Raw genomic sequence first — 20,375 nt, 5'->3', positions numbered from 1 at the left:
CAGGGCCATGATCCGCGCATTCCATCGTTGGCCGGGTCTCTTGGCCCTGGCCCTTGTCACGGTGCTCAGCCTGAGCGGCGCGGCCTTGTCGGTCTTTCCCGCCGCTGACCGACTTACCGCGCAACAGGTCGAAGCGGACCTGAACATGGCCACGCTCGCCACCCGCATTCAGATCGCCTATCCGGGGGTCGAACAGATCCGCCGTGCACCCTCTGGTCAGATCACCGCCTACTGGTTCGATCTGGGTGCGCCCGGTGCCGCCGTGATTGATCCCGCAACAGGACTGGGCGTCGCCTCTGCCGATCCTAATCCGGTGGAACACTGGCTCACCAACCTGCACAGATCGCTGTTTCTGGGGGATGGCGGTCGCATCGCAATGGCGACTGGGGCGGCGGCTATGGTCTTTGTGTTGCTCACGGGCGCGGCGCTGGTTGCGCGGCGCACCGGGGGCTGGCGTCGCTGGTTCGCGCCGCTGCGCGGGCCGCTTTCGCATCGGCTGCATGTCGAGATTGCGCGCATCGCAGTGGCGGGCCTCTTCCTTTCGTCCATCACCGGCTTGTGGATGACGGCCTCGACCTTTGGTCTCTTGCCCGAGGCAGACAGCACACCGGCCTTTCCGGCGGATGCGAGTGGCCAAACCAATGTGGACCTTTTTGACATGCCGACGCTGGTCAGCACCTCTGTCACAGATCTGCGCGACCTCAGCTTTCCCTATCCCGGTGACGCGTCAGACGTCTTCACCCTCAAGACTGACCGGGGCACCGGACACATTGATCAGGGCACTGGCGCGCTTCTGACCTGGGCCGATCTGAACGGGTTGGAGCGGGTGTCGGAGACGATCTACATGCTCCATACCGGTCAGGGCGCGGCAGCCCTTGGGCTGGCGCTCGGGCTCATGGTGCTCGGCGTGCCCGTGATGGGGGGAACCGGTGTTCTGATCTGGCTTGCAGGTCGGCGCGGCCGCCCCCGCATCCGTGGCAATCAGCGCGCAGCCCAGGCCGATACGATCCTGCTCGTCGGCAGCGAAGGCGGCAGCACATGGGGCTTTGCCGCAACGCTGCACGCGGCGCTCACGCAAGCTGGACAAAAGGTCCACACAGCGCCCATGTCGGCGTTTGCACCGGGCAGCTACGCCCACGCCGCGCGGATCATCGTGCTGGCAGCAACCTATGGCAACGGGGACGCACCGGCCTCGGCCAAAGGTTTTCTCGACCGGCTCAAGGCTCTCGACGGCGAAACCCTTGCACCACTCGCCGTGCTTGGCTTTGGCGACCGTAGCTTTCCGGCCTATTGCGCCTTTGCCGAGACCATCGCGGCGACAGCCGAGGCACAAGGCTGGCGGGCATTGCTGCCCCTCGACACCATAGATCGCCAATCGCCGCAGGATTTTGCACGCTGGGGGCGGACCCTTGGGCAGGCCTTGGGGATCGACCTTGATCTCGTCTACCATCCGATCCGGCCCACAGCCGAGACGCTGACCTTGGTGTCGCGGCGTGACTATGGCGCAGAGGTGCAGGCCCCGACCGCAATCCTGCGCTTTGCCCTGCCGCGTGCATCGCTGTGGCACAGGCTGACCGGGGCGGGCTTTGCCCGGTTCAACGCAGGCGACCTGATCGGCATCCTGCCCGAGGGCAGCCCCCTGCCCCGCCTCTATTCGCTCGCCTCTGCGCGCCGCGACGGGTTCGTCGAAATCGTGGTCAAGAAACATCCGGGCGGCCTGTGCTCTGGTCAACTCAACGCGCTGAAACCGGGCGACACCATGAGCGCCTTTCTCCGCCGTAACCCCGGCTTTCAGCCGGGACGGGGCCACGCCCCGTTGATCCTGATCGGCGCGGGCACCGGCATCGGGCCGCTGGCCGGGTTTGTGCGCGCAAACGCGCGGCAGCGCCCCATCCACCTCTTCTTCGGCATGCGCCACCCAGACAGTGACTTCTTCTATAGTGACGAACTACCGACATGGCAGAGGGAGGGCCGGCTGGCCCAACTGGTTACCGCTGTCTCACGCGGGGCGCGACCCAACTACGTGCAAGAGGCGTTGCGCGGCGACGCCGCCGAGGTCGCGCGGCTGATCTTGGATGGCGCCCGCGTGATGGTCTGTGGCGGGCGCGACATGGCCGCAGGCGTCGCCGACGCGCTGACCGAGATACTCGCGCCAACCGGGCTGACCCCTGCGGTGCTCAAGGCGGAGGGTCAATATGTCGAAGATGTTTACTGAACAACAGCGCTTTGCCTTGAACGGCCCGACGATGGGCACCCGCTGGACGGCGCTCTTCTTTGCCCCAACCGGCCTTGACCCTGCCCCTGTCCGGATCGCCCTGCAATCCGCCGTCGATTGCGTGGATGCACAGATGTCGACCTGGAGACCCGACAGCGACCTCATGCGCCTCAACGCCGCCCCAGTGGGACCATGGGTGCCCGTGCCGGAGCATCTGCGCCGCGTTTTGCTGCTCGGTCTCGAGATCGGGCGGGCCTCTGGTGGCGCATTCGACATTTCTATGGGCGATGCGGTCACCGCCTGGGGTTTCGGACCCGAGACCGCTGCCCCTGACCGCATCCGCACGGCCATGACAGGCAAACGCACGTCGGCACAGGACGCGCTCGACATAAGCGAAATCGGCATCCGCAAATCGGCGCCTGTATCCATCGACCTCAATGGCATCGCCAAGGGCTACGGCGTTGATCGTCTGGCCGACACCTTGCAGGCGCAAGGGATCAACGCCGGGCTTGTCGGCATCGACGGCGAGATGCGGGCGCTGGGACTTCGACCGGATGGGACGGCTTGGACCATCGCGGTAGAGAAGCCGGACTCCACGCGCCGCGCGGCACATTCGATCCTTGCGCTGGAGAATGCCGCCGTCGCGACCTCTGGCGACTACCGCCATTGGGTCGAGGTGCAGGGACGCCGCCTGTCGCACACCATGGACCCGCACCGGGGCGCGCCCCTGATTGCCGCTCCGGCCTCAGTCACCGTCGTCGCCCCAAGCTGCGCCGAGGCCGACGCTTGGGCGACGGCCCTCATGGTGCTTGGGCCGCAAACCGGCGCACGCAGGGCCAAAGAGCGCGGACTCGACGCCCTCTTCCTGCTGCGCAATGATGCAGGCGAGGTGACAGAGGTCAGAGTCGGCCCGCTTTTCTCTCAAGACCCGGCGGCAGGTGCCTCAAACATGGGAACGTGAACGGCATGGACAAGATCGGCACCGACCGGTTCAAGACGGCGCTTCTGCTCTTCGCCGTGGCTGGATTGATCGCCGGTCTCGGGGTCTATGCCGCGGGCCAGCAGCATCTCGCAACCCTCGCATGGACCGCCGGGGTCACGCCCGTCCTCGCCACCCTCGTGGTTGAAATCCTGCGCAGCCTCAGGCGCGGCGAAGTTGGACTCGATATCGTGGCGGCGCTGTCGATGACAGCGGCTCTCGCCTTTGGCGAGACACTGGCAGCCGCAGTCGTCGCGGTGATGTTCTCCGGCGGAACCTTTCTCGAGAGCTTCGCCGAGGGACGAGCCCGCCGCGAAATGCACAGCCTCTTGGCGCGCGTGCCCCGCACAGCCACCCGGCACCGCAAGGGCGGTTTCGAGGAGGTGCCGCTCGACGCCATAGAACCGGGCGACCGACTGCTGATCCGTCAGGGCGATGTGGTGCCTGTGGATGGCAATCTGGTCTCTGCGTCCGCCTTTCTTGACCGGTCCGCCATCAGCGGCGAATCGTTGCCCCTGCACATGTCGCGCGGCGCAGAGGCGCTGAGCGGGTCAACCAATGCCGGCGACGCCTTCGACCTTGTGGCGACGCAACGCGCGGCTCAGAGCACCTATGCTGGCATCGTGCGGTTGGTCGAAGAGGCGCAACGCTCCAAGGCCCCGATGTCACGGCTGGCCGACCGTTGGTCACTGGGGTTTCTGGCGGTTACGGTCGCCATTGCCTGTGCCGCATGGTGGGTCACCGGCGATCCGATCCGCGCCGTCGCCGTGCTGGTCGTGGCGACCCCCTGTCCGCTGATCCTCGCCGTTCCGGTGGCCCTTGTCGCGGGCCTGTCGCGTGCCGCGCATTTCGGGGTGCTGATCAAGGGCGCTGGCCCATTCGAGACCATGGCGCGCATTCGCACGCTTATTCTCGACAAGACCGGCACCCTGACCGACGGACGACCGCAGATCGTCGCAATCGAGAGCCGGGATAACATGTCCCAAGACGAAATCCTGCGGCTGGCCGCAGCGCTCGATCAGGCCTCCAAACACCCTGTCGCACAGGCGCTTGTCACCGCCGCCAAGGCGCGTGGCCTCATGCTGCCGATCCCGTCCGAGGTTGCAGAGGTTCCCGGCGAGGGTGTGATCGGACTGGTCGAAGGTCGCCGGGTCAGTGTTGGTGGCATAGGCTTTGTGACCCACCATAGCGATGCCGGATCTGGCGGCCATCCGGCGCTCGCGGCGGGGTCCGTGCTTGTCGCCCTCGCCGTTGACGGGCGCATGGCCGGGCATCTGGTGATGTCCGACCCTCTGCGCGCAGGCACCGGGGCGATGCTCGACAGCCTGCGCCGGGGTGGGATCAGCCGCATCCTCTTGGCCACGGGTGACCGGATCGAGGTGGCAGAGCGCATAACCAAAGGGCTCGGTCTCGACGGTCTGCGCGCGGGCCTCACGCCGGATCAAAAGGTCTTGCTGGTTCTCACCGAGCGCAAGAACGGCCCGGTGATGATGGTCGGGGACGGCGTGAACGATGCACCCGCCCTCGCAGCGGCCGATGTCGGCGTTGCGATGGGCGCGCGCGGGGCAGCGGCCTCGGCAGAGGCGGCCGATGTCGTGCTGCTTGTTGACCGGATTGACCGGATCGGCCCCGCGCTCGATATCGCGCGGGCCTCCCGGCGGATTGCAATCGAAAGCGTGGTCGCCGGGATCGGTCTTTCGGTACTCGGCATGATTGCCGCAGCCTTCGGGTATCTCAGCCCGGTGCAAGGCGCGCTCTTGCAAGAGGCGATCGACGTGGCCGTGATCCTGAATGCCCTGCGCGCTCTGCGGATCACGCCGCAAGACCCCGTGACATCCAGCGTCGACACCAAAGACAGAACGGCGTTCTGATACCTCAATGATCCCGCCCGGACTGCCCCCGACACGGCGTCAGGCGTCAGGTCCGCCCCATTTATGACTTGCCACGCATCGCGGCACGCAGGGCATCGGCCAAGGCCCCCTGCCCCGCCTGCGACTCGGGCTTGGGAGTGCGCGCCGCCTCACCCTTTGCTCGCACGCGGCCATCGGGTTTGCCCGCCTTTGACGGCTTGGCCCCAGCGGCCGCCTCCCGGGCCCGTTCCTCCGGCGCACTGCCGTCCTTGCGCATGCTGAGACCGATGCGTTTGCGGGCCACATCGACCTCGGTCACACGCACCTTGACCACATCCCCCGCCTTGACCACCTCATGCGGGTCCTTGACGAACCTATCGGCCAACTGGCTGACATGCACCAACCCGTCCTGATGCACGCCAATATCGACAAAGGCACCAAACGCCGCAACATTGGTCACAGTGCCCTCCATCATCATGCCCGATTTGAGATCCTTGATATCGTCTACCCCATCGGTGAACCGTGCGGTGACAAAGCTGGGGCGCGGATCGCGGCCGGGCTTTTCCAGCTCTGTCAGAATGTCCCGCACCGTGGGCAGGCCGAACGTCTCATCGACAAAATCCTCAGCCCGCACGCCGGTCAGCGCCTCGGGCGTCCCCATGATGGCGCGAATGTCGCGCCCGCAGGCCTTCACGATCCGGCGCGCCACGCCATAGGCCTCGGGGTGAACCGAGGTCGCGTCCAAAGGCTCGGCACTGTCCCGGATACGCAGAAACCCGGCGCATTGCTCGAACGCCTTGGGACCCAGCCCCGACACTTTCAAGAGCGCCTTGCGCGACGGGAACGCGCCCTCGGCGTCGCGATGCGCTACAATCGCCTGCGCCAGGGACGCCCCCAGCCCTGCCACCCGCGCCAAGAGCGGGGCAGAGGCCATATTGAGATCGACACCGACCGCGTTCACCGCATCCTCGACCACGGCATCGAGCGTCTGCACCAGCCGCCGCTGATCCACGTCATGCTGATACTGCCCCACACCAATCGACTGCGGCGTGATCTTGACCAGTTCGGCCAGCGGATCCTGCAACCGCCGCGCAATCGACACCGCGCCGCGCAGGCTGACATCGAGACCGGGAAATTCCTGCGCCGCCAGTTCCGAGGCGGAATAGACCGAAGCCCCCGCCTCGGACACGATCACGCTCATCGGTCGCTTGGCCCCCTGCGGCAAGAGCTTCAGCGCCTCCGCCACCATGCGCTCTGTCTCGCGGCTGGCGGTTCCGTTGCCGATGGCAATCAATTCCACGCCATGCTTGCGCACCAACTCCAGCACCGCCACCTGCGCGCCGCGCAAGTCGTTCTTGGGTTGGAACGGATAGAGCGTCGCGGTCGCGAGCAACTTGCCCGTGGCATCCACCACCGCCGCCTTGACGCCCGTGCGGATGCCGGGATCAAGGCCCAGCGTCGCACGCGGTCCGGCTGGGGCAGCCAGCAGCAAATCCTTGAGATTGCGCGCAAAGACCGTGATCGCCTCATCATGGGACCGCTTGCGCAACTCGCCCATCAGATCGACATACATCGACAGGCTCAGCTTGACACGCCATGTCCAGGCCGCCACGCAGCGCAACCACATATCCCCCGGACCCTTGCCCGGAATACCGATTGCCGCCTCGATCATGGCCACGGCACGCGGCGCGCCGGTGTCGGGATCGGGGGCAATATCCAACGTCACGATCTCTTCCTTGGCCGCGCGCAGAATGGCCAAGGCGCGGTGCGAGGCGATCTTTGACCAAGGCTCGCGGTGGTCGAAGTAATCCGAGAACTTGGCCCCCGCCTCTTCCTTGCCCGGCAGCACGCGCGCGCTGATCATCGCCTCGGCGCGCATGAACGCGCGCAAGCGGCCCAGAAGCGTGGCATTCTCGGTCAATTCCTCGGCCAGAATGTCGCGCGCGCCCTCCAGCGCGTCTTTCACGGTCGTCACGGTTTCACTGAGATAGCCTGCGGCCAGCTCCTCGGGCACGGCGGACCGCTCGGCCAGAATCGCCCGCAACAGCGGCTCCAGCCCGTTTTCGCGCGCGATCATCGCCTTGGTGCGGCGCTTTGGCTTGAAGGGCAGGTAAATATCCTCGAGCACCGCCTTGGTCTCGGCCCCGGCGATGGCACGCGCGAGCGGCTCTGTGAGCTTGCCCTGATCCTTGATCGAGCCAAGGATAACCGCGCGCCGCGCCTCCAATTCGCGCAGATAGGTCAGGCGCTCGGCCAGATTGCGCAATTGCGTATCGTCCAGACCGCCCGTCACCTCTTTGCGATAGCGGGCAATGAACGGCACCGTCGCGCCCCCATCCAAGAGCGTCACGGCAGAGGCCACCTGCGCCGGGCGTGCGTCGATTTCGGTGGCGATGAGGCGGGCGATGCGCTCGGCTGTGTCTGTCACTCTGGACTCCCTCGGATGATCTGAGAGATCAGTGATAGTCTCTGCGCGCCGGGACGCCAAGAGGGCGAGGTGGGATCAGAGGGAGTCAGACAGGTTTGGGCCGCGCTGCGGATAGCTCTCTTGCTCCGGCAATCCAAAGTATCGCGGCGCAAGCGCCACATCTGCCAGCGTGAAATCGTCGAATGTCTTGAGGAAATTGGACAGCGCCAAATTCAAAACAATCGGCAAACGACAGCCTTTTGTGACCCGACAGGCATTATCCGGCAGGAAACATTCCGCCAGAGCAAAATCCGGCTCCGTCTTGCGCAAAAGCTGCCCGAGATTGATTTCATGGGCGGGCATGGCCAGCCGAAACCCGCCACTCCGCCCGCGCACACCTTCCAGAAATCCCTCATGGATAAGCCCGAGCACCACCTTCTTGAGATGCGCGCGCGAAATACCATAGAGGTTGGATGTCTCTTCTATCGTCGTCAGTTGCTTCGGCTTCAACGTCGCCGCATACAAAAGAACACGCAAGGAATAATCTGTAAACTTTGTTAGACGCATCTCAGGCTCCCGTTACTGTACATGATCCTGAAAGACCGGAGTTTGGCAAGAGGCTGCACCTGCGACATATACCTCATTAAAGAGATATTTAGGTTGATCCATATCAAGATCGACTCGCGTCGGCTTTGGTAAAGTCTGCCTCATGAAACGGATCACTGGCCCCTTCATGCTCTGCCTGCTGCTGGCGCTTTCCATGGCGCTCGGCGGTATTGCCGCGGGCCGTGCTGCAGGGCGTGCGGTGCTTGAGGCGACCCTCACAGAACTGGTGATCTGTGCCGATGGCGAGGGGCATAAAACCGTCCATCTCACCCGCGATGGCACGCCTGTGGAACTGCCGAACTGCACCAAGATGCTCTGCGACCACTGTTTGCAGGCAGGCGCACAGGCGACCCTTGGCACCGCCGTATCCCACGCGGGCGTGGCCCGTGAAACCGCCGGCACCGCCCGGCCCGGCACCGCCCTGCATCACCCCAGCACCGTCTTGCAGCCGCGCAGCCGCGCGCCCCCGGCCCCAAAGGCCACTGTATGAAAGTCTTCTCAATGCCCCGCGCCTACCTCGATCCGACGTGCCGCACCATTGGCTTCTTTGTGGTGTGGGCCCTTGCCATCTGGATCATTCTGATGACCTCCGTCACGGCGGTTCAGGCGCAATCCCCGTTTCTCGCAACCTATCTGACGGACGTGCCCGCCGCGACGCTGGTCGAGGGCGCCGACAGCTATGGCGCAATGCGCAGCGACCTGCCCGTGGCTCCGGTGCTGCGCGGCGGAGAAACCATTGGCTGGGCCTTCATCACGTCCGATTTCGTTGGCACAACAGGATATTCCGGCAAACCCATCCATGTGATGGTCGCCGTCGGCCTTGACGCCAAACTGACCGGCGTCAAGCTGGTCAAACACTCTGAACCCATCGTCCTGATCGGCATCCCCGAGGCCAAGGTGGCCAAGCTGGTCGCGGATTTCGTCGGCCTCGATCTGGTGGCCGAGGCCGCAGAGGGCGGATCGGCGCATGAACTCGACATCATCTCGGGCGCGACCGTCACGATCATGGTGATCGACGATTCAATCACCCGTTCGGGCATTCGCGTGGCGCGGGCTTTGGGATTGGGCGGCCTTTCGCCGCTCACCGCCCCCTCTGGCCCGAAGTTCGAACTGAACCCCGACGCAGAGGCCGCCGATGACTGGTTCACCCTCACCGGGGACGGCACGCTGCGCCGCATGTCGCTGGATGTGGGACAGGTCAACGCCGCCTTTGCCGCTATGGACGATCCCCGCGCCGCCGCCCGCCCGATCACCGCGCCCGAGGGCGACACCTATATCGACATGTATGCCACGCTCATCAGCGTGCCCGCCATCGGGCGCAAACTGCTGGGCGCGGCGGAATATGCCAATCTGACAGACTGGCTGGACGAGGGCGAGCATGCCATTCTGGTGGCCGCCCGTGGCCTCTACTCCTTCAAGGGCTCCGGCTATGTGCGCGGCGGTGTGTTCGACCGCATCATTCTGGTGCAGGGCGAGGACTCAGTGCGCTTTCGCGACCGGGGTCACCGCCGCGTGGGCGAGATCATGGCCGATGGCGTGCCGGTGCTCTCGGAGATGGATATCTTCAAGATCCCCGCAGATGCTGGCTTTGACCCTGCAGAACCGTGGCGCCTGCAACTGCTGGTGCAACGCGATGTCGCCGCTATCGAACGGGTCTTTACCACCTTCGACCTCGGCTATCAGTTGCCCGCACCCTACCTGCGCGTCCTTGCCGCCCCGGCTCTGGCTGCCCCGCTGGCGCAAGTGTCCGAGACCGAGAGCGCCGCCCAAACCGCCCTCTGGACCCGCATCTGGCGCGACAAGTCCGTCGAGATCGTGGGGCTTGGCGTCATGCTGACGATCCTCACCCTTGCGTTCTTCTTCCAGAGCTATCTCGTGCGCTCCGAGCGGATCACAACATGGTTCCGCATGGGGTTTCTCACGGTCACGCTGGTCTTTCTGGGCTGGTATGCCAATGCGCAGCTTTCGGTCGTCAACCTGATGGCGCTCTTTGGCGCGCTGACCACGGATTTCAGCTGGCAGGCGTTCCTGCTTGATCCGCTGACCTTCATCCTCTGGTTCGCGGTTGCGGCCTCACTGATCTTCTGGGGGCGCGGGGCCTATTGCGGCTGGCTCTGCCCGTTCGGCGCTCTGCAAGAGTTGACCAATCGCATCGCACGCAAATTGGGCGTGCCGCAATGGACCCTGCCCTGGGGCCTGCATGAACGCCTCTGGCCGATCAAATACATGATCTTCCTCGGGCTTTTCGGTGTCTCACTCGCCTCGATCGAACAGGCCGAACATCTGGCCGAGATCGAGCCGTTCAAGACCGCCATCGTGCTGAAGTTCGCACGCGCCTGGCCCTTTGTCGCCTACGCGCTGGCCCTCTTGGCGGCGGGGCTCTTCGTCGAACGGTTCTATTGCCGCTACCTCTGCCCCCTGGGCGCGGCCCTCGCAATCCCCGCCCGCCTGCGCATGTTCGATTGGCTCAAGCGCTACCGCGAATGCGGCAACCCCTGCCAGACCTGCGCCCATGAATGCATGGTGCAGGCCATCCATCCCACTGGCGAAATCAACCCGAACGAGTGCCTGAACTGTCTGCACTGTCAGGTTCTCTACCAGTCGGAGACCAAATGTCCGGTCGTCATCAAACAACTGAAGCGCCGCAAGAGCGCCTCTGACAGCGCGGCAGCGCTGGACCGGATGATCGCAAACCACCCAAACATGAAGAAAGGACAATGATCATGTCAACCGATGCCAAGAAAACCGGGATCAGCCGCCGGGGCCTGTTGGGCGCCACCGCAGGCGGCGCCGCAGCCCTCGGGACCCTAGGCGCGTCGCGCATGGCGCTTATGGGCGGGGCCGCCGGTGTCGCAACCGCCGTGGCGACCGCACCCACTCAGGCCACAGCCGCCGCTGCCTCGTCGCATCTCGCCCCCGGCGAACTCGATGAATATTACGGGTTCTGGTCCTCGGGCCAGACCGGCGAGGTCCGTATCCTCGGTATCCCGTCGATGCGCGAATTCATGCGGATTCCGGTGTTCAACCGCTGCTCCGCCACCGGCTGGGGCCAGACCAACGAATCCCTCAAGGTGCTGACCGAGGGCATGTCCGAGCGCACCAAGAACTACCTCGCCGCCAATGGCAAAAAGGTGCATGACAACGGCGACCTGCACCACGTCCACATGTCCTTCACCGAGGGCAAATACGACGGGCGTTTCCTATTCATGAACGACAAGGCCAATACCCGCGTCGCGCGCGTCCGCCTCGACGTGATGAAGGCCGACAAGATCCTTGAGATCCCTAACGCCAAGGCCATCCACGGTCTGCGCCCGCAGAAATGGCCACGCACCAACTATGTCTTTGCCAATGGCGAGGATGAAGGCCCGATGGTCAACGATGGTCAGATCCTCGACGATCCGTCGCAATATGTGAACTTCTACACCGCCATCGACGCCGACAAGATGGAAGTGGCGTGGCAGGTGATGGTCTCGGGCAACCTCGACAACACCGATGCCGATTATGACGGAAAATATGCCTTTTCGACCTCCTACAACTCGGAAATGGGCATTTCTCTGGCCGAAATGACCGAATTCGAGCGCGATCACGTCGTCGTCTTCAATCTCGCCGAGATCGAGAAAGGCATCGCAGCGGGCGACTTTGTCGAGTTGAACGGCGTCAAGGTGATCGACGGCCGCAAAGGCCAGAACAAGACCTACACCCGCTATATCCCGGTGCCCAACAACCCGCATGGTTGCAACATGGCGCCCGACAAGATCCACCTCTGCATCGGCGGCAAGCTCTCGCCCACCGTATCGGTGATCGACGTGCGCAAACTTGATGCGGTGTTCTTTGACGGGGCCGATCCGCGCTCTGTCGTGGTGGCCGAACCGGAATTGGGCCTCGGGCCGCTCCACACCGCCTTTGACGGCAAGGGCAACGCCCTGACCACGCTCTTTCTCGACAGCCAGATCGTCGTCTGGAACATCGAGGATGCGGTCAAGGCCTATGCAGGCGAGACGGTCGATCCGATCCGCTCCAAGGCGGATGTGCATTACCAGCCCGGCCACAACTCGACCTCGATGGGCGAGACGCTGGACGCGGATGGCAAATGGTTCATCTCGATGAACAAGTTCTCCAAGGACCGGTTCCTCAACGTCGGCCCGCTCAAGCCTGAGAATGAACAGTTGTTCTCAATGGACGGCACCAATCTCACGCTTCTGCACGACAGCCCGACCTTTGCCGAACCGCATGACAGCATCATCGTTCACCGCTCTGTCGTGAACCCGCGCAACAACTGGGACCGCAACGATCCGATGTGGGCCGAAACCCGCGCGCAGGCCGAAAAGGACGGTGTGAATATCGACGATTGGGCCGATACGATCATTCGCGACGGCAACAAGGTGCGGGTCTACATGTCCAGTCAGGCACCGTCGTTCAGCCTTGAGAGCTTTACCGTCAAGGAAGGCGATGAGGTCACGGTCATCGTCACCAATATCGACGACATCGACGACCTGACGCATGGCTTCTGCATGGGCGATCACGGTGTTGCCTTTGAGATCGCACCGCAGGCCACCGCCTCCGCCACCTTTGTCGCGGCCAAACCGGGCGTCTACTGGTACTATTGCCAGTGGTTCTGCCACGCGCTGCACATGGAAATGCGCGGCCGTATGTTCGTCGAACCGAAAGGCGCCTGAGCCATGTTGCGCGCTCTCCTCGGCCTGATCCTGTTTCTCGGCGTGGCGACCCCGGTCGCCGCTGCCGAACGGCATGTTCCGGCCCAGACCGGGGCGCTTGCCACTGCCATCGCCGGGGCATTGCCCGGCGATGTGCTCACCCTCGCGCCGGGCCAGCACAACGGCCCGGTGACACTCAACCGTCCTGTGACACTCGACGGGCAAGGCGCAGCCACCATCGACGCCGGCGGCACCGGCTCTGTCATCACCATCACCGGCAGCGATATCACCGTGCGCGGCCTCACCCTGACCGGATCAGGCAGCGACCATGACGCCATCGACAGCGGCGTGCAGATCACCCGGACCGCGGCGCGCGTGCTGGTCGAGGACAACGACATCCTCGGCAATCTCTACGGCGTCGATGTGCATGGTCCCAAACAGGCCACCGTGCGCGGCAACCGCATTGTCGGGCGCACCGATCACCATATGAACAGCCGGGGCAATGGCGTATATGTGTGGAACGCCCCCGGCACCGTCATCGAGAATAACGACATCCGCCTTGGCCGCGACGGCATTTTCGTGAACGCTTCCAACGATGGCATATTCCGCCGCAACCTGATGCGCGACCTGCGCTTTGCGGTGCATTACATGTATGCCAACAATTCCGAGGTGTCGGGCAATATCTCAATCGGCAATACCCTCGGCTTTGCGCTGATGTTCTCGAACCGTATCACTGTGCATAACAATCTCAGCCTCGCGGACCGCAGCCACGGCCTGATGCTCAATTATGCCAACAACGCTGATATTCGCGGCAATCTGGTACGCGGCGGCACCGAAAAATGCACCTTCATCTACAACGCCCACCGCAACCTGATCTATGACAACCGCTTTGAGGGCTGCGAGATCGGTATCCATTTCACCGCCGGATCGGAACGCAACGCCATCACCGGCAACGCCTTTCTCGGCAACCGGACGCAAGTGAAATACGTCGGCACGAAGCATGTGGAATGGAGCCATGACGGGCGCGGCAACTATTGGTCAGACCATCCCGCCTTTGATCTGGATGGCGACGGCATCGCCGATGCCAGTTTTCGCCCCAATGATCTGATGGATCACATCCTGTGGTCCCAGCCCGCCGCCAGCCTCCTGATGGGCGCGCCTGCCGTGCAACTGATCCGCTGGGGTCAGAAACATTTCCCCGCCTCGCTGCCCGGCGGCGTGCTGGACAGCGCCCCCCTGATGCGGCCCGTCATCGTGACGGTGCCGGACGCTATCGCCGCGATGGAGGCCCGCGCCATGGCCACCGCGCGTAACAGAAAGACAGATGATGCACAGTTTGACCCTCTCGCACGTCACTAAGCGCTACGATGGCGTGACCGCCCTTGACGCGGTCGGCTTTACCGTGGCCCCCGGTGAACGGGTGGCACTCTTGGGCCATAACGGGGCTGGAAAATCCACGCTGATGAAGATCATCCTCGGCCTCATCCCCGCCACCTCTGGTCAGATCGAGGTCTTGGGTGCCGCCCCCGGCAGTTCGAGCGCCCGCGAGGGCACCGCCTATCTACCGGAAAACGTGGCCTTTCATCCGGCCTTGACCGGGCTGGAGCAAATCCGCCTCTACCTGCGCCTGCGCGGCTGCGATCCGGCGCAGGCGATGGCACTGTTGGAGCGCGTTGGATTGGGTGACGCCGCCCGCCGCCGCATCGGCACCTATTCCAAGGGCATGCGGCAGCGCGTGGGTCTTGCTCAGGCGCTGATCGGCCAGCCGCGCCTCTTGGTCCTCGACGAGCCGACCAGTGGGCTTGACCCCGTGTCGCGCCGCGAGTTCTACGCCATTCTGGATGGACTGGCCGCCGAGGGGGCCGCAATCCTGCTCTCCTCCCATGCCCTGACCGAGGTCGAGGCCCGCACCGACCGCATCGTGATCCTGTCGCAAGGCCGCCTGATGGCCAATGACACGCTCAGCGCCCTGCGCCGCCGTGCCGCCTTGCCGATCCGCTTGCAGGTCTCGGCCAGACCGGGGGCGGCGGACCGCGTGGCCGCGCAACTGTTAGGCGGACGGCGCAATGGCGTCATGGTCGATCTGACCTGCGCCCATGACGAGAAACTGACCCGTTTGGGCGATATCGCCGCGATCCAAGACCTGATCGACGATGTCGAGATCATCCCCCCCAGCCTCGAAGACCTCTACAGCCATTTCAGCCGGAGAGACGACCAATGACCGCCCTCCTCAGACCCGTGGCCGCCCTCGGCACCACCGAATTCCGCATCGCCCTGCGCAACCGCTGGGTGACGATCACCGTGGCGCTGATGGCGCTCTTTGCCCTCGTGCTCTCCGCCGCAGGCAGCGCGCCCACCGGCGATGTCGGCGTGGATGCGCTCTCGGTCACGGTGGCCAGCCTGACATCCCTCGGCGTCTACCTCGTGCCGCTGATGGCGCTTCTGATGTCCTTTGACGCCGTGGCGGGCGAGGTCGAGCGCGGCACGCTCTCGCTCACACTAACCTATCCGGTGTCACGCTCCGGCGTCCTCTTGGGTAAATTCGCGGCGCATCTGGCGGTGCTGACGATTGCCGTTGGCGTGGGCTATGGGCTGGCCGCCATCACAGCCCTTGCAACTGACCCCGAGGCGGTGACAGGCCTGCCCGCGCTGCTGCGCCTCTTCTGGTCTTCGATCCTCTTGGGCGCGGTGTTTCTCGCCTTGGGCTATGCGCTCTCATCCATCGCGCGGCGTCCGGGGACAGCGGCAGGGCTTGCCATTGGCGTCTGGCTTGCCCTCGTCGTGCTCTATGATCTCGGGCTCTTGGCGGCGGTCGTGGCCGATGGCGGCGGGGTGTTCACCACCCGCGCCCTGCCATGGCTCTTGCTGGCCAATCCCGCCGACGCCTTCCGCCTCTACAACCTCGCCGCCTCCGAGGCGACGGCAGCGGCCTCTGGCCTTGGCGGCGCGGCCCAGACCATTCCGGCAGCGCACGCGCTGATCTCGGTCTTGCTCTGGCCGCTGGCCGCCTTCGGGTTGGCGGTCGCCGCCCTTCGGAGGGTCACGCCATGAAACTCCTGCCAATCCTCCTGTTGCCCCTCGCCCTTGCCGCCTGCAAGGAAGAGGTGGCGACCCGCCCCGACCCGGTCTCCCTCACGGCAGAGGCTGTCGGCCACTACTGCCAGATGGACCTTTTGGAGCATCCCGGCCCCAAGGCGCAGGTGCATCTTGAGGGCTTGGATCACCCCCTCTTCTTCAGTCAGGTGCGCGACGCCATCGCCTATCAGCGCATGCCCGAACAGAGCCACGCCATCACCGCCATCTATGTCAATGACATGGCCGCCGCCGCCAGTTGGGACCAGCCCGGGGCCGAAAACTGGATCGACGCCACGGGGGCGCATTACGTGATCGGCTCGGATGCAACGGGTGGCATGGACGCGCCCGAACTGGTGCCGTTTCTCGGCGCAAAGGATGCTGCGGCCTTTGCAGAGGCACGCGGCGGGCATGTCCTGCGGCTGGCAGAGGTGGCGGATAGCGACGTTCTGTCGGCAGTGCCCATCGCGACCGGCATTACGGACCGCGCCGAAGAGGACGAATTCGAGGCCCGCCTGAACCAACTGTCCCGCGAAAGGCAGAACTGATATGACCCTCTCCCGCCGCCGTTTCCTGACCATCTCCGCCGCGGCCATGACCTGTGCGCCGACCGCTCAGGCCACGATCCTGCATCGCTGGCAGGGCACCGCCCTTGGCGCACGCGCCACGATCACCCTCAGCCACCCCGAGGCCACGCGCATCACCAAGGCCGCCCGCGCCGAGATCGAGCGATTGGAGCAGATCTTCAGCCTCTACCGCACGAGTTCCGCCCTGAGCCAACTCAATGCCACCGGCCATCTCGACGCGCCCCCTTTTGAGTTGCTCGATTGCCTGTCTCTGGCCGCCACGGCACACCGCGCAACCCTCGGGCTGTTTGATCCCACCGTGCAACCACTCTGGGATCTCTATGCCCGCAGCCACAGCGCGGGCCATTCGCCCTCCGACACCGAAATCGCAGCGGCGCGCGCCCATGGCGCATGGGCTGATCTGCGCTATGAGGCCAGCGCCATCACCCTGCGCCCCGGCATGGCGCTCACCCTCAATGGCATCGCACAGGGCTATATCGCGGATCGCATCGCGCATCTCTTGCAGGCCGAAGGGCTGAGCGACATCCTGATCGACACCGGCGAATTGCGCGCCCTTGGTGGCACTCCGCAGGGCGGCGACTGGCCGGTGACGCTCGACGCACCCGACCGCCCGCACATCAGCCTGCGCGACCGCGCTCTGGCCTCCTCCGCGCCTTTGGGCACCGTCTTCGATGCCGAGGCCACCGCAGGTCATATCCTCGATCCCCGGACCGGCAAACCCGCAACACCACGCTGGCACCTCATCAGCGTCACCGCCGACAGCGCAGCACTCGCCGACGCGCTCAGCACCGCCATGTGCCTGATGTCAAAAGAGGAAATAGACGCCGCAGCTTCTGCTCTCAAAGGTGCAGAGGTGGTGCATCTCGCCCCCGCCTGAGCCAGTTTCTCACGCGCTCTTGAGCCGCTCCAACAACGCCCGCATGAAATCATGCCCGGCCTCGAACTGCGCCACGGTGATAAATTCATCCGGCTGATGTGCCTGCGCAATGTCGCCGGGACCACAGATTACCGCAGAATACCCGCGCTCCTGAAACTGCCCGGCCTCGGTGCCGTAGCTGACCACATGCCGCCCATTATCGCCGGTGATCTGCCGCACCAAGCCCTCAGCCGCGCCCGCCTCTTCGGGTTTCAACCCCGGCACCTGAAACTTGGGCCGCAGATCAATCCGGGCCTCCGGATGCACCGCCCGCATATCGGCCTCGGCCTCAGTCACCCGCGCCTCGAACCGCCGCCCCCAGTCTTCGGGGTCCTCACCCGGCACAACCCGGAAATCCATGCCGAACCGGCAATCCTTGGCGGTGATGTTATGCGCCGTGCCACCCGCAATCTGCCCCACATGCAAGGTGGTCCACGGCGGCTCAAACATCGACGCCAGTTCCGAAGGCCTGCGCGCGCGGTTTTCGGCATTCTGAACATTGGCCCAGTCGATCAAGGGCGCCGCCGCCATGATCGCATTGACCCCGCGATGCATGATCGAGCTATGCACCTCGAACCCCACCATATGCACCTCATAGCCCAGCCCGCCCTTGTGCCCCGTCACCGCCTGCATCATCGACGGCTCGCCGATGATCGCCAGTTCCGCGCGCGGCAGCACCTCGAGCATCCGCTCGATCATCGGCGGCGCGCCGACACAGCCCACTTCCTCGTCATAGCTCAGCGCCAGTTGCAGGGGCCGCGCCACACCGGCGTGCTGCGCCTCGACCAGCGCCCAGATCGCCAACGCATCAAACCCCTTCATGTCGCAACAGCCGCGCCCGTAATATTTGCCGTCGCGCTCCACCACCACAAAGGGATCGCTGGCCCAGGGCTGGCCATCCACCGGCACCACATCGGTATGCCCCGAGAGCACGACACCGCCCGCCACCTCCGGCCCAACATGCGCGAAAATCGCCGCCTTCTCGCCGGTCTCGTCATAATGGCGATGGGCGGATATGCCATGGCCCGCCAAATAATCCTCGACCCAATCCACCAAGGGCAGATTGCTGTCACGGCTCACGGTTGGAAAAGCCACCAGCCGTTCCATGATCTCGAACGGCGTCAAACGCTCGGCCATGCTCAATACCCGCTCTCGGACGTCAGCACGAAATGCCCCGGATCGACCTCTTTATACACCGACGGTCCCGGCTCATACCCGACCCGGTGGATCGGCGAGGGGATCGGCTTGAAGTTCAGATCCTTTTCGGATTTCCGCCGCCGTGGATCGGCAATCGGCACCGCCTTCATCAACGCTTGCGTATAGGGATGCTGCGGGTTCTCGAACACCGCAGCGCGCGGCCCCCGTTCCACGATCCGGCCCAGGTACATGACGCCCACATCATGACTGACCCGCTCGACCACCGCCATGTCATGGCTGATAAAGAGGTAACTCAGCCCCAGATCGGCCTGCAATTCCATCATCAGGTTGAGCACCTGCGCCTGCACGCTCACATCCAAGGCGCTCACCGCCTCATCCGCGACAATCAGCTTGGGATTGAGCGCCAGCGCGCGGGCAATCGCCACCCGCTGCCGCTGTCCGCCGCTCAACTCATGCGGAAACCGCCGCAGAAACGAGCGCGGCAACTCCACCCGGTCAAACAGCATCGCCACCCGGTCTTCGATCTCGGACCCGGTCGCCAGCCCATAATTGCGCATCGGTTCGGCCACCTGTGCCGCCAGCTTCATCTGCGGATTGAGGCTCGCGAACGGGTCTTGAAACACCATCTGCATATCCACCCGCGCACGGCGCAACTCGGGCGGCGTGAGCGCCATGATATCCACTCCGCCCAGCCGCACCTCGCCCGAGGTTGGCTCGATCAGCCGCAGGATCGACCGCCCGGCGGTGGATTTGCCACAGCCTGATTCCCCCACAAGGCTCAGCGTGCGCCCGCGTGACAACGTGAACGACACATCCTCGACCGCGTGCACATTGGCCAGTGTCCGGCGAAAGAACCCGCCCTTGACCGGGAACCGCGTGGTCAAGCCGCTGACATGCAACAATTCGTCATCGTAGCCCCTGATCGGCTTGATCTCATGCGCATCGGACCCCAACAGGCGCATCGGCTCGGGATAGGCCTTGCCGCGCATCTCGCCAAGTTTCGGCACAGCGGCCAAGAGCGCGCGGGTATACTCATGCGCCGGGGCCTCGAATATCTGCTCGACCGTGCCCTCTTCGACCTTGTTGCCGCGAAACATGACGACCACCCGGTCAGCCATCTGCGCCACCACCGCCATGTCATGGGTGATGAACACCACCGCCGTCCCGGTCTCGCGCTTGAGCCGGTCAATCAGCGCCAGAATCTCGGCCTGAATCGTCACATCAAGCGCCGTCGTCGGCTCATCCGCAATCAACAGGCGCGGCGCGCAGGCCAGCGCCATGGCAATCACCACCCGCTGGCGCATGCCGCCCGACAATTCATGCGGATATTGATCGAGCCGCCGCTCCGGCTCGGGAATGCGCACCTCGCGCAACAGGTCCAGCGCCCGCGCCCGCGCTTCTGCCTTGCTCAAACCGCGATGCACCCGCAACCCTTCGGACAATTGCCGCCCCACGGTGAACACCGGGTTAAGCGCCGTCATCGGCTCTTGAAAGATCATCCCGATCTCATTGCCCCGGATCGTGCGCATCAGGCTTTGATCCGTCTGAGCGAGATCGACAGCCCCACCCTCCTTGCGGTCAAAGATCATCTGCCCGCCGGCAATCGTGCCACCGCCATATTCCACCAGCCGCATCAGCGACAGCGACGACACCGACTTGCCCGACCCGGATTCACCAACGATGCACACGGTCTCACCGGCATTGACTGTAAAGGAGACATCCTCGACCCCAACCACCGGCCCATCCCGTGTCTCGAACTCAACCCGGAGATTCTCGATCCGGACAATCGGGGTATCCAGCATGCGCCGCGACCTCTCACCTTTGGGGAACACTGCTCAAACGCTACTCACTTTGCCGCCTCCGAGTCAAATAACACGGGAATTGTGATGCTCCTTTGCGCACACGCCCAAATGGAATGCTTGCAATTTAA

General features: G+C 64.4%; 15 protein-coding genes. 11 read left to right on the top strand and 4 right to left on the bottom strand.

Features of this window, described 5'->3' with window-relative positions:
• Positions 1 to 7 precede the first annotated feature (7 nt).
• Genes VR71_RS24365 through VR71_RS24355 form a run of 3 tightly spaced genes read left to right on the top strand, consistent with a single transcriptional unit; the run spans position 8 to position 5,065 of the window.
• Entirely contained in the window at positions 8 to 2,215 is a 2,208-nt protein-coding gene (locus VR71_RS24365; protein WP_045686863.1) for a PepSY domain-containing protein, read from the top strand.
• Entirely contained in the window at positions 2,196 to 3,176 is a 981-nt protein-coding gene (locus VR71_RS24360; protein WP_045686862.1) for an FAD:protein FMN transferase, read from the top strand. Before VR71_RS24365 ends, VR71_RS24360 begins: the two co-directional genes overlap by 20 nt.
• Positions 3,177 to 3,181: 5 nt before the next feature.
• Positions 3,182 to 5,065, top strand: a complete 1,884-nt coding sequence (locus VR71_RS24355; RefSeq protein WP_045686861.1) for a heavy metal translocating P-type ATPase — start codon at positions 3,182 to 3,184, stop codon at positions 5,063 to 5,065.
• Between the two features lie 61 nt (positions 5,066 to 5,126).
• On the opposite strand, the gene VR71_RS24350 is transcribed toward VR71_RS24355, so the two are convergent.
• Positions 5,127 to 7,472 carry a Tex family protein gene (locus VR71_RS24350; protein ID WP_045686860.1) on the bottom strand — a complete coding sequence of 782 codons (2,346 nt, stop codon included), beginning with the start codon at positions 7,470 to 7,472 and terminating at the stop codon, positions 5,127 to 5,129.
• Between the two features lie 75 nt (positions 7,473 to 7,547).
• Positions 7,548 to 8,018, bottom strand: a complete 471-nt coding sequence (locus tag VR71_RS24345) for an Rrf2 family transcriptional regulator (RefSeq protein WP_045686859.1) — start codon at positions 8,016 to 8,018, stop codon at positions 7,548 to 7,550.
• Positions 8,019 to 8,160: 142 nt separating this feature from the next.
• Here VR71_RS24345 and VR71_RS24340 point away from each other — a divergent pair, with 142 nt between their 5' ends.
• Genes VR71_RS24340 through VR71_RS24305 form a run of 8 tightly spaced genes read left to right on the top strand, consistent with a single transcriptional unit; the run spans position 8,161 to position 17,248 of the window.
• The gene (locus VR71_RS24340) at positions 8,161 to 8,547 is read left to right on the top strand and encodes a hypothetical protein (RefSeq protein WP_009817868.1); all 387 of its coding nucleotides are present in this window, start codon (positions 8,161 to 8,163) and stop codon (positions 8,545 to 8,547) included.
• Between the two features lie 11 nt (positions 8,548 to 8,558).
• Complete coding sequence (locus VR71_RS24335; RefSeq protein WP_045686858.1) at positions 8,559 to 10,778, top strand: NosR/NirI family protein; 2,220 nt, start codon at positions 8,559 to 8,561, stop codon at positions 10,776 to 10,778.
• 2 nt (positions 10,779 to 10,780) lie between these two features.
• Entirely contained in the window at positions 10,781 to 12,733 is a 1,953-nt protein-coding gene (gene nosZ, locus VR71_RS24330) for a TAT-dependent nitrous-oxide reductase (protein WP_045686885.1), read from the top strand.
• 3 nt (positions 12,734 to 12,736) lie between these two features.
• A complete protein-coding gene (locus tag VR71_RS24325) occupies positions 12,737 to 14,071 on the top strand; it encodes a nitrous oxide reductase family maturation protein NosD (RefSeq protein WP_045686857.1) in 1,335 nt (444 codons plus the stop codon).
• Entirely contained in the window at positions 14,037 to 14,933 is an 897-nt protein-coding gene (locus VR71_RS24320; protein ID WP_045686856.1) for an ABC transporter ATP-binding protein, read from the top strand. The genes VR71_RS24325 and VR71_RS24320 overlap by 35 nt, the downstream gene beginning before the upstream one ends.
• The gene (locus VR71_RS24315) at positions 14,930 to 15,763 is read left to right on the top strand and encodes an ABC transporter permease subunit (protein WP_045686855.1); all 834 of its coding nucleotides are present in this window, start codon (positions 14,930 to 14,932) and stop codon (positions 15,761 to 15,763) included. The genes VR71_RS24320 and VR71_RS24315 overlap by 4 nt, the downstream gene beginning before the upstream one ends.
• Positions 15,760 to 16,332, top strand: coding sequence for a nitrous oxide reductase accessory protein NosL (locus VR71_RS24310; RefSeq protein WP_045686854.1), 573 nt, complete (start codon positions 15,760 to 15,762; stop codon positions 16,330 to 16,332). The genes VR71_RS24315 and VR71_RS24310 overlap by 4 nt, the downstream gene beginning before the upstream one ends.
• A 1-nt stretch (position 16,333) precedes the next feature.
• Positions 16,334 to 17,248: an FAD:protein FMN transferase gene (locus VR71_RS24305; RefSeq protein ID WP_045686853.1), complete on the top strand. Its 915-nt coding sequence runs from the start codon at positions 16,334 to 16,336 to the stop codon at positions 17,246 to 17,248.
• A 9-nt stretch (positions 17,249 to 17,257) separates the two neighbouring features.
• Here VR71_RS24305 and argE read toward each other — a convergent pair whose 3' ends face one another.
• On the bottom strand, positions 17,258 to 18,424 hold the full coding sequence (argE, locus tag VR71_RS24300) for an acetylornithine deacetylase (RefSeq protein ID WP_045686852.1): 1,167 nt from the start codon (positions 18,422 to 18,424) through the stop codon (positions 17,258 to 17,260).
• A gap of 2 nt (positions 18,425 to 18,426) precedes the next feature.
• Complete coding sequence (locus VR71_RS24295) at positions 18,427 to 20,247, bottom strand: ABC transporter ATP-binding protein (protein ID WP_045686851.1); 1,821 nt, start codon at positions 20,245 to 20,247, stop codon at positions 18,427 to 18,429.
• Between the last annotated feature and the right edge of the window lie 128 nt (positions 20,248 to 20,375).

This window comes from Roseovarius sp. BRH_c41 (genome assembly GCF_000961715.1).
In the GTDB taxonomy this organism is placed as follows: Bacteria; Pseudomonadota; Alphaproteobacteria; order Rhodobacterales; family Rhodobacteraceae; genus Roseovarius.
This window is presented reverse-complemented; position numbering and strand designations above follow the sequence as displayed.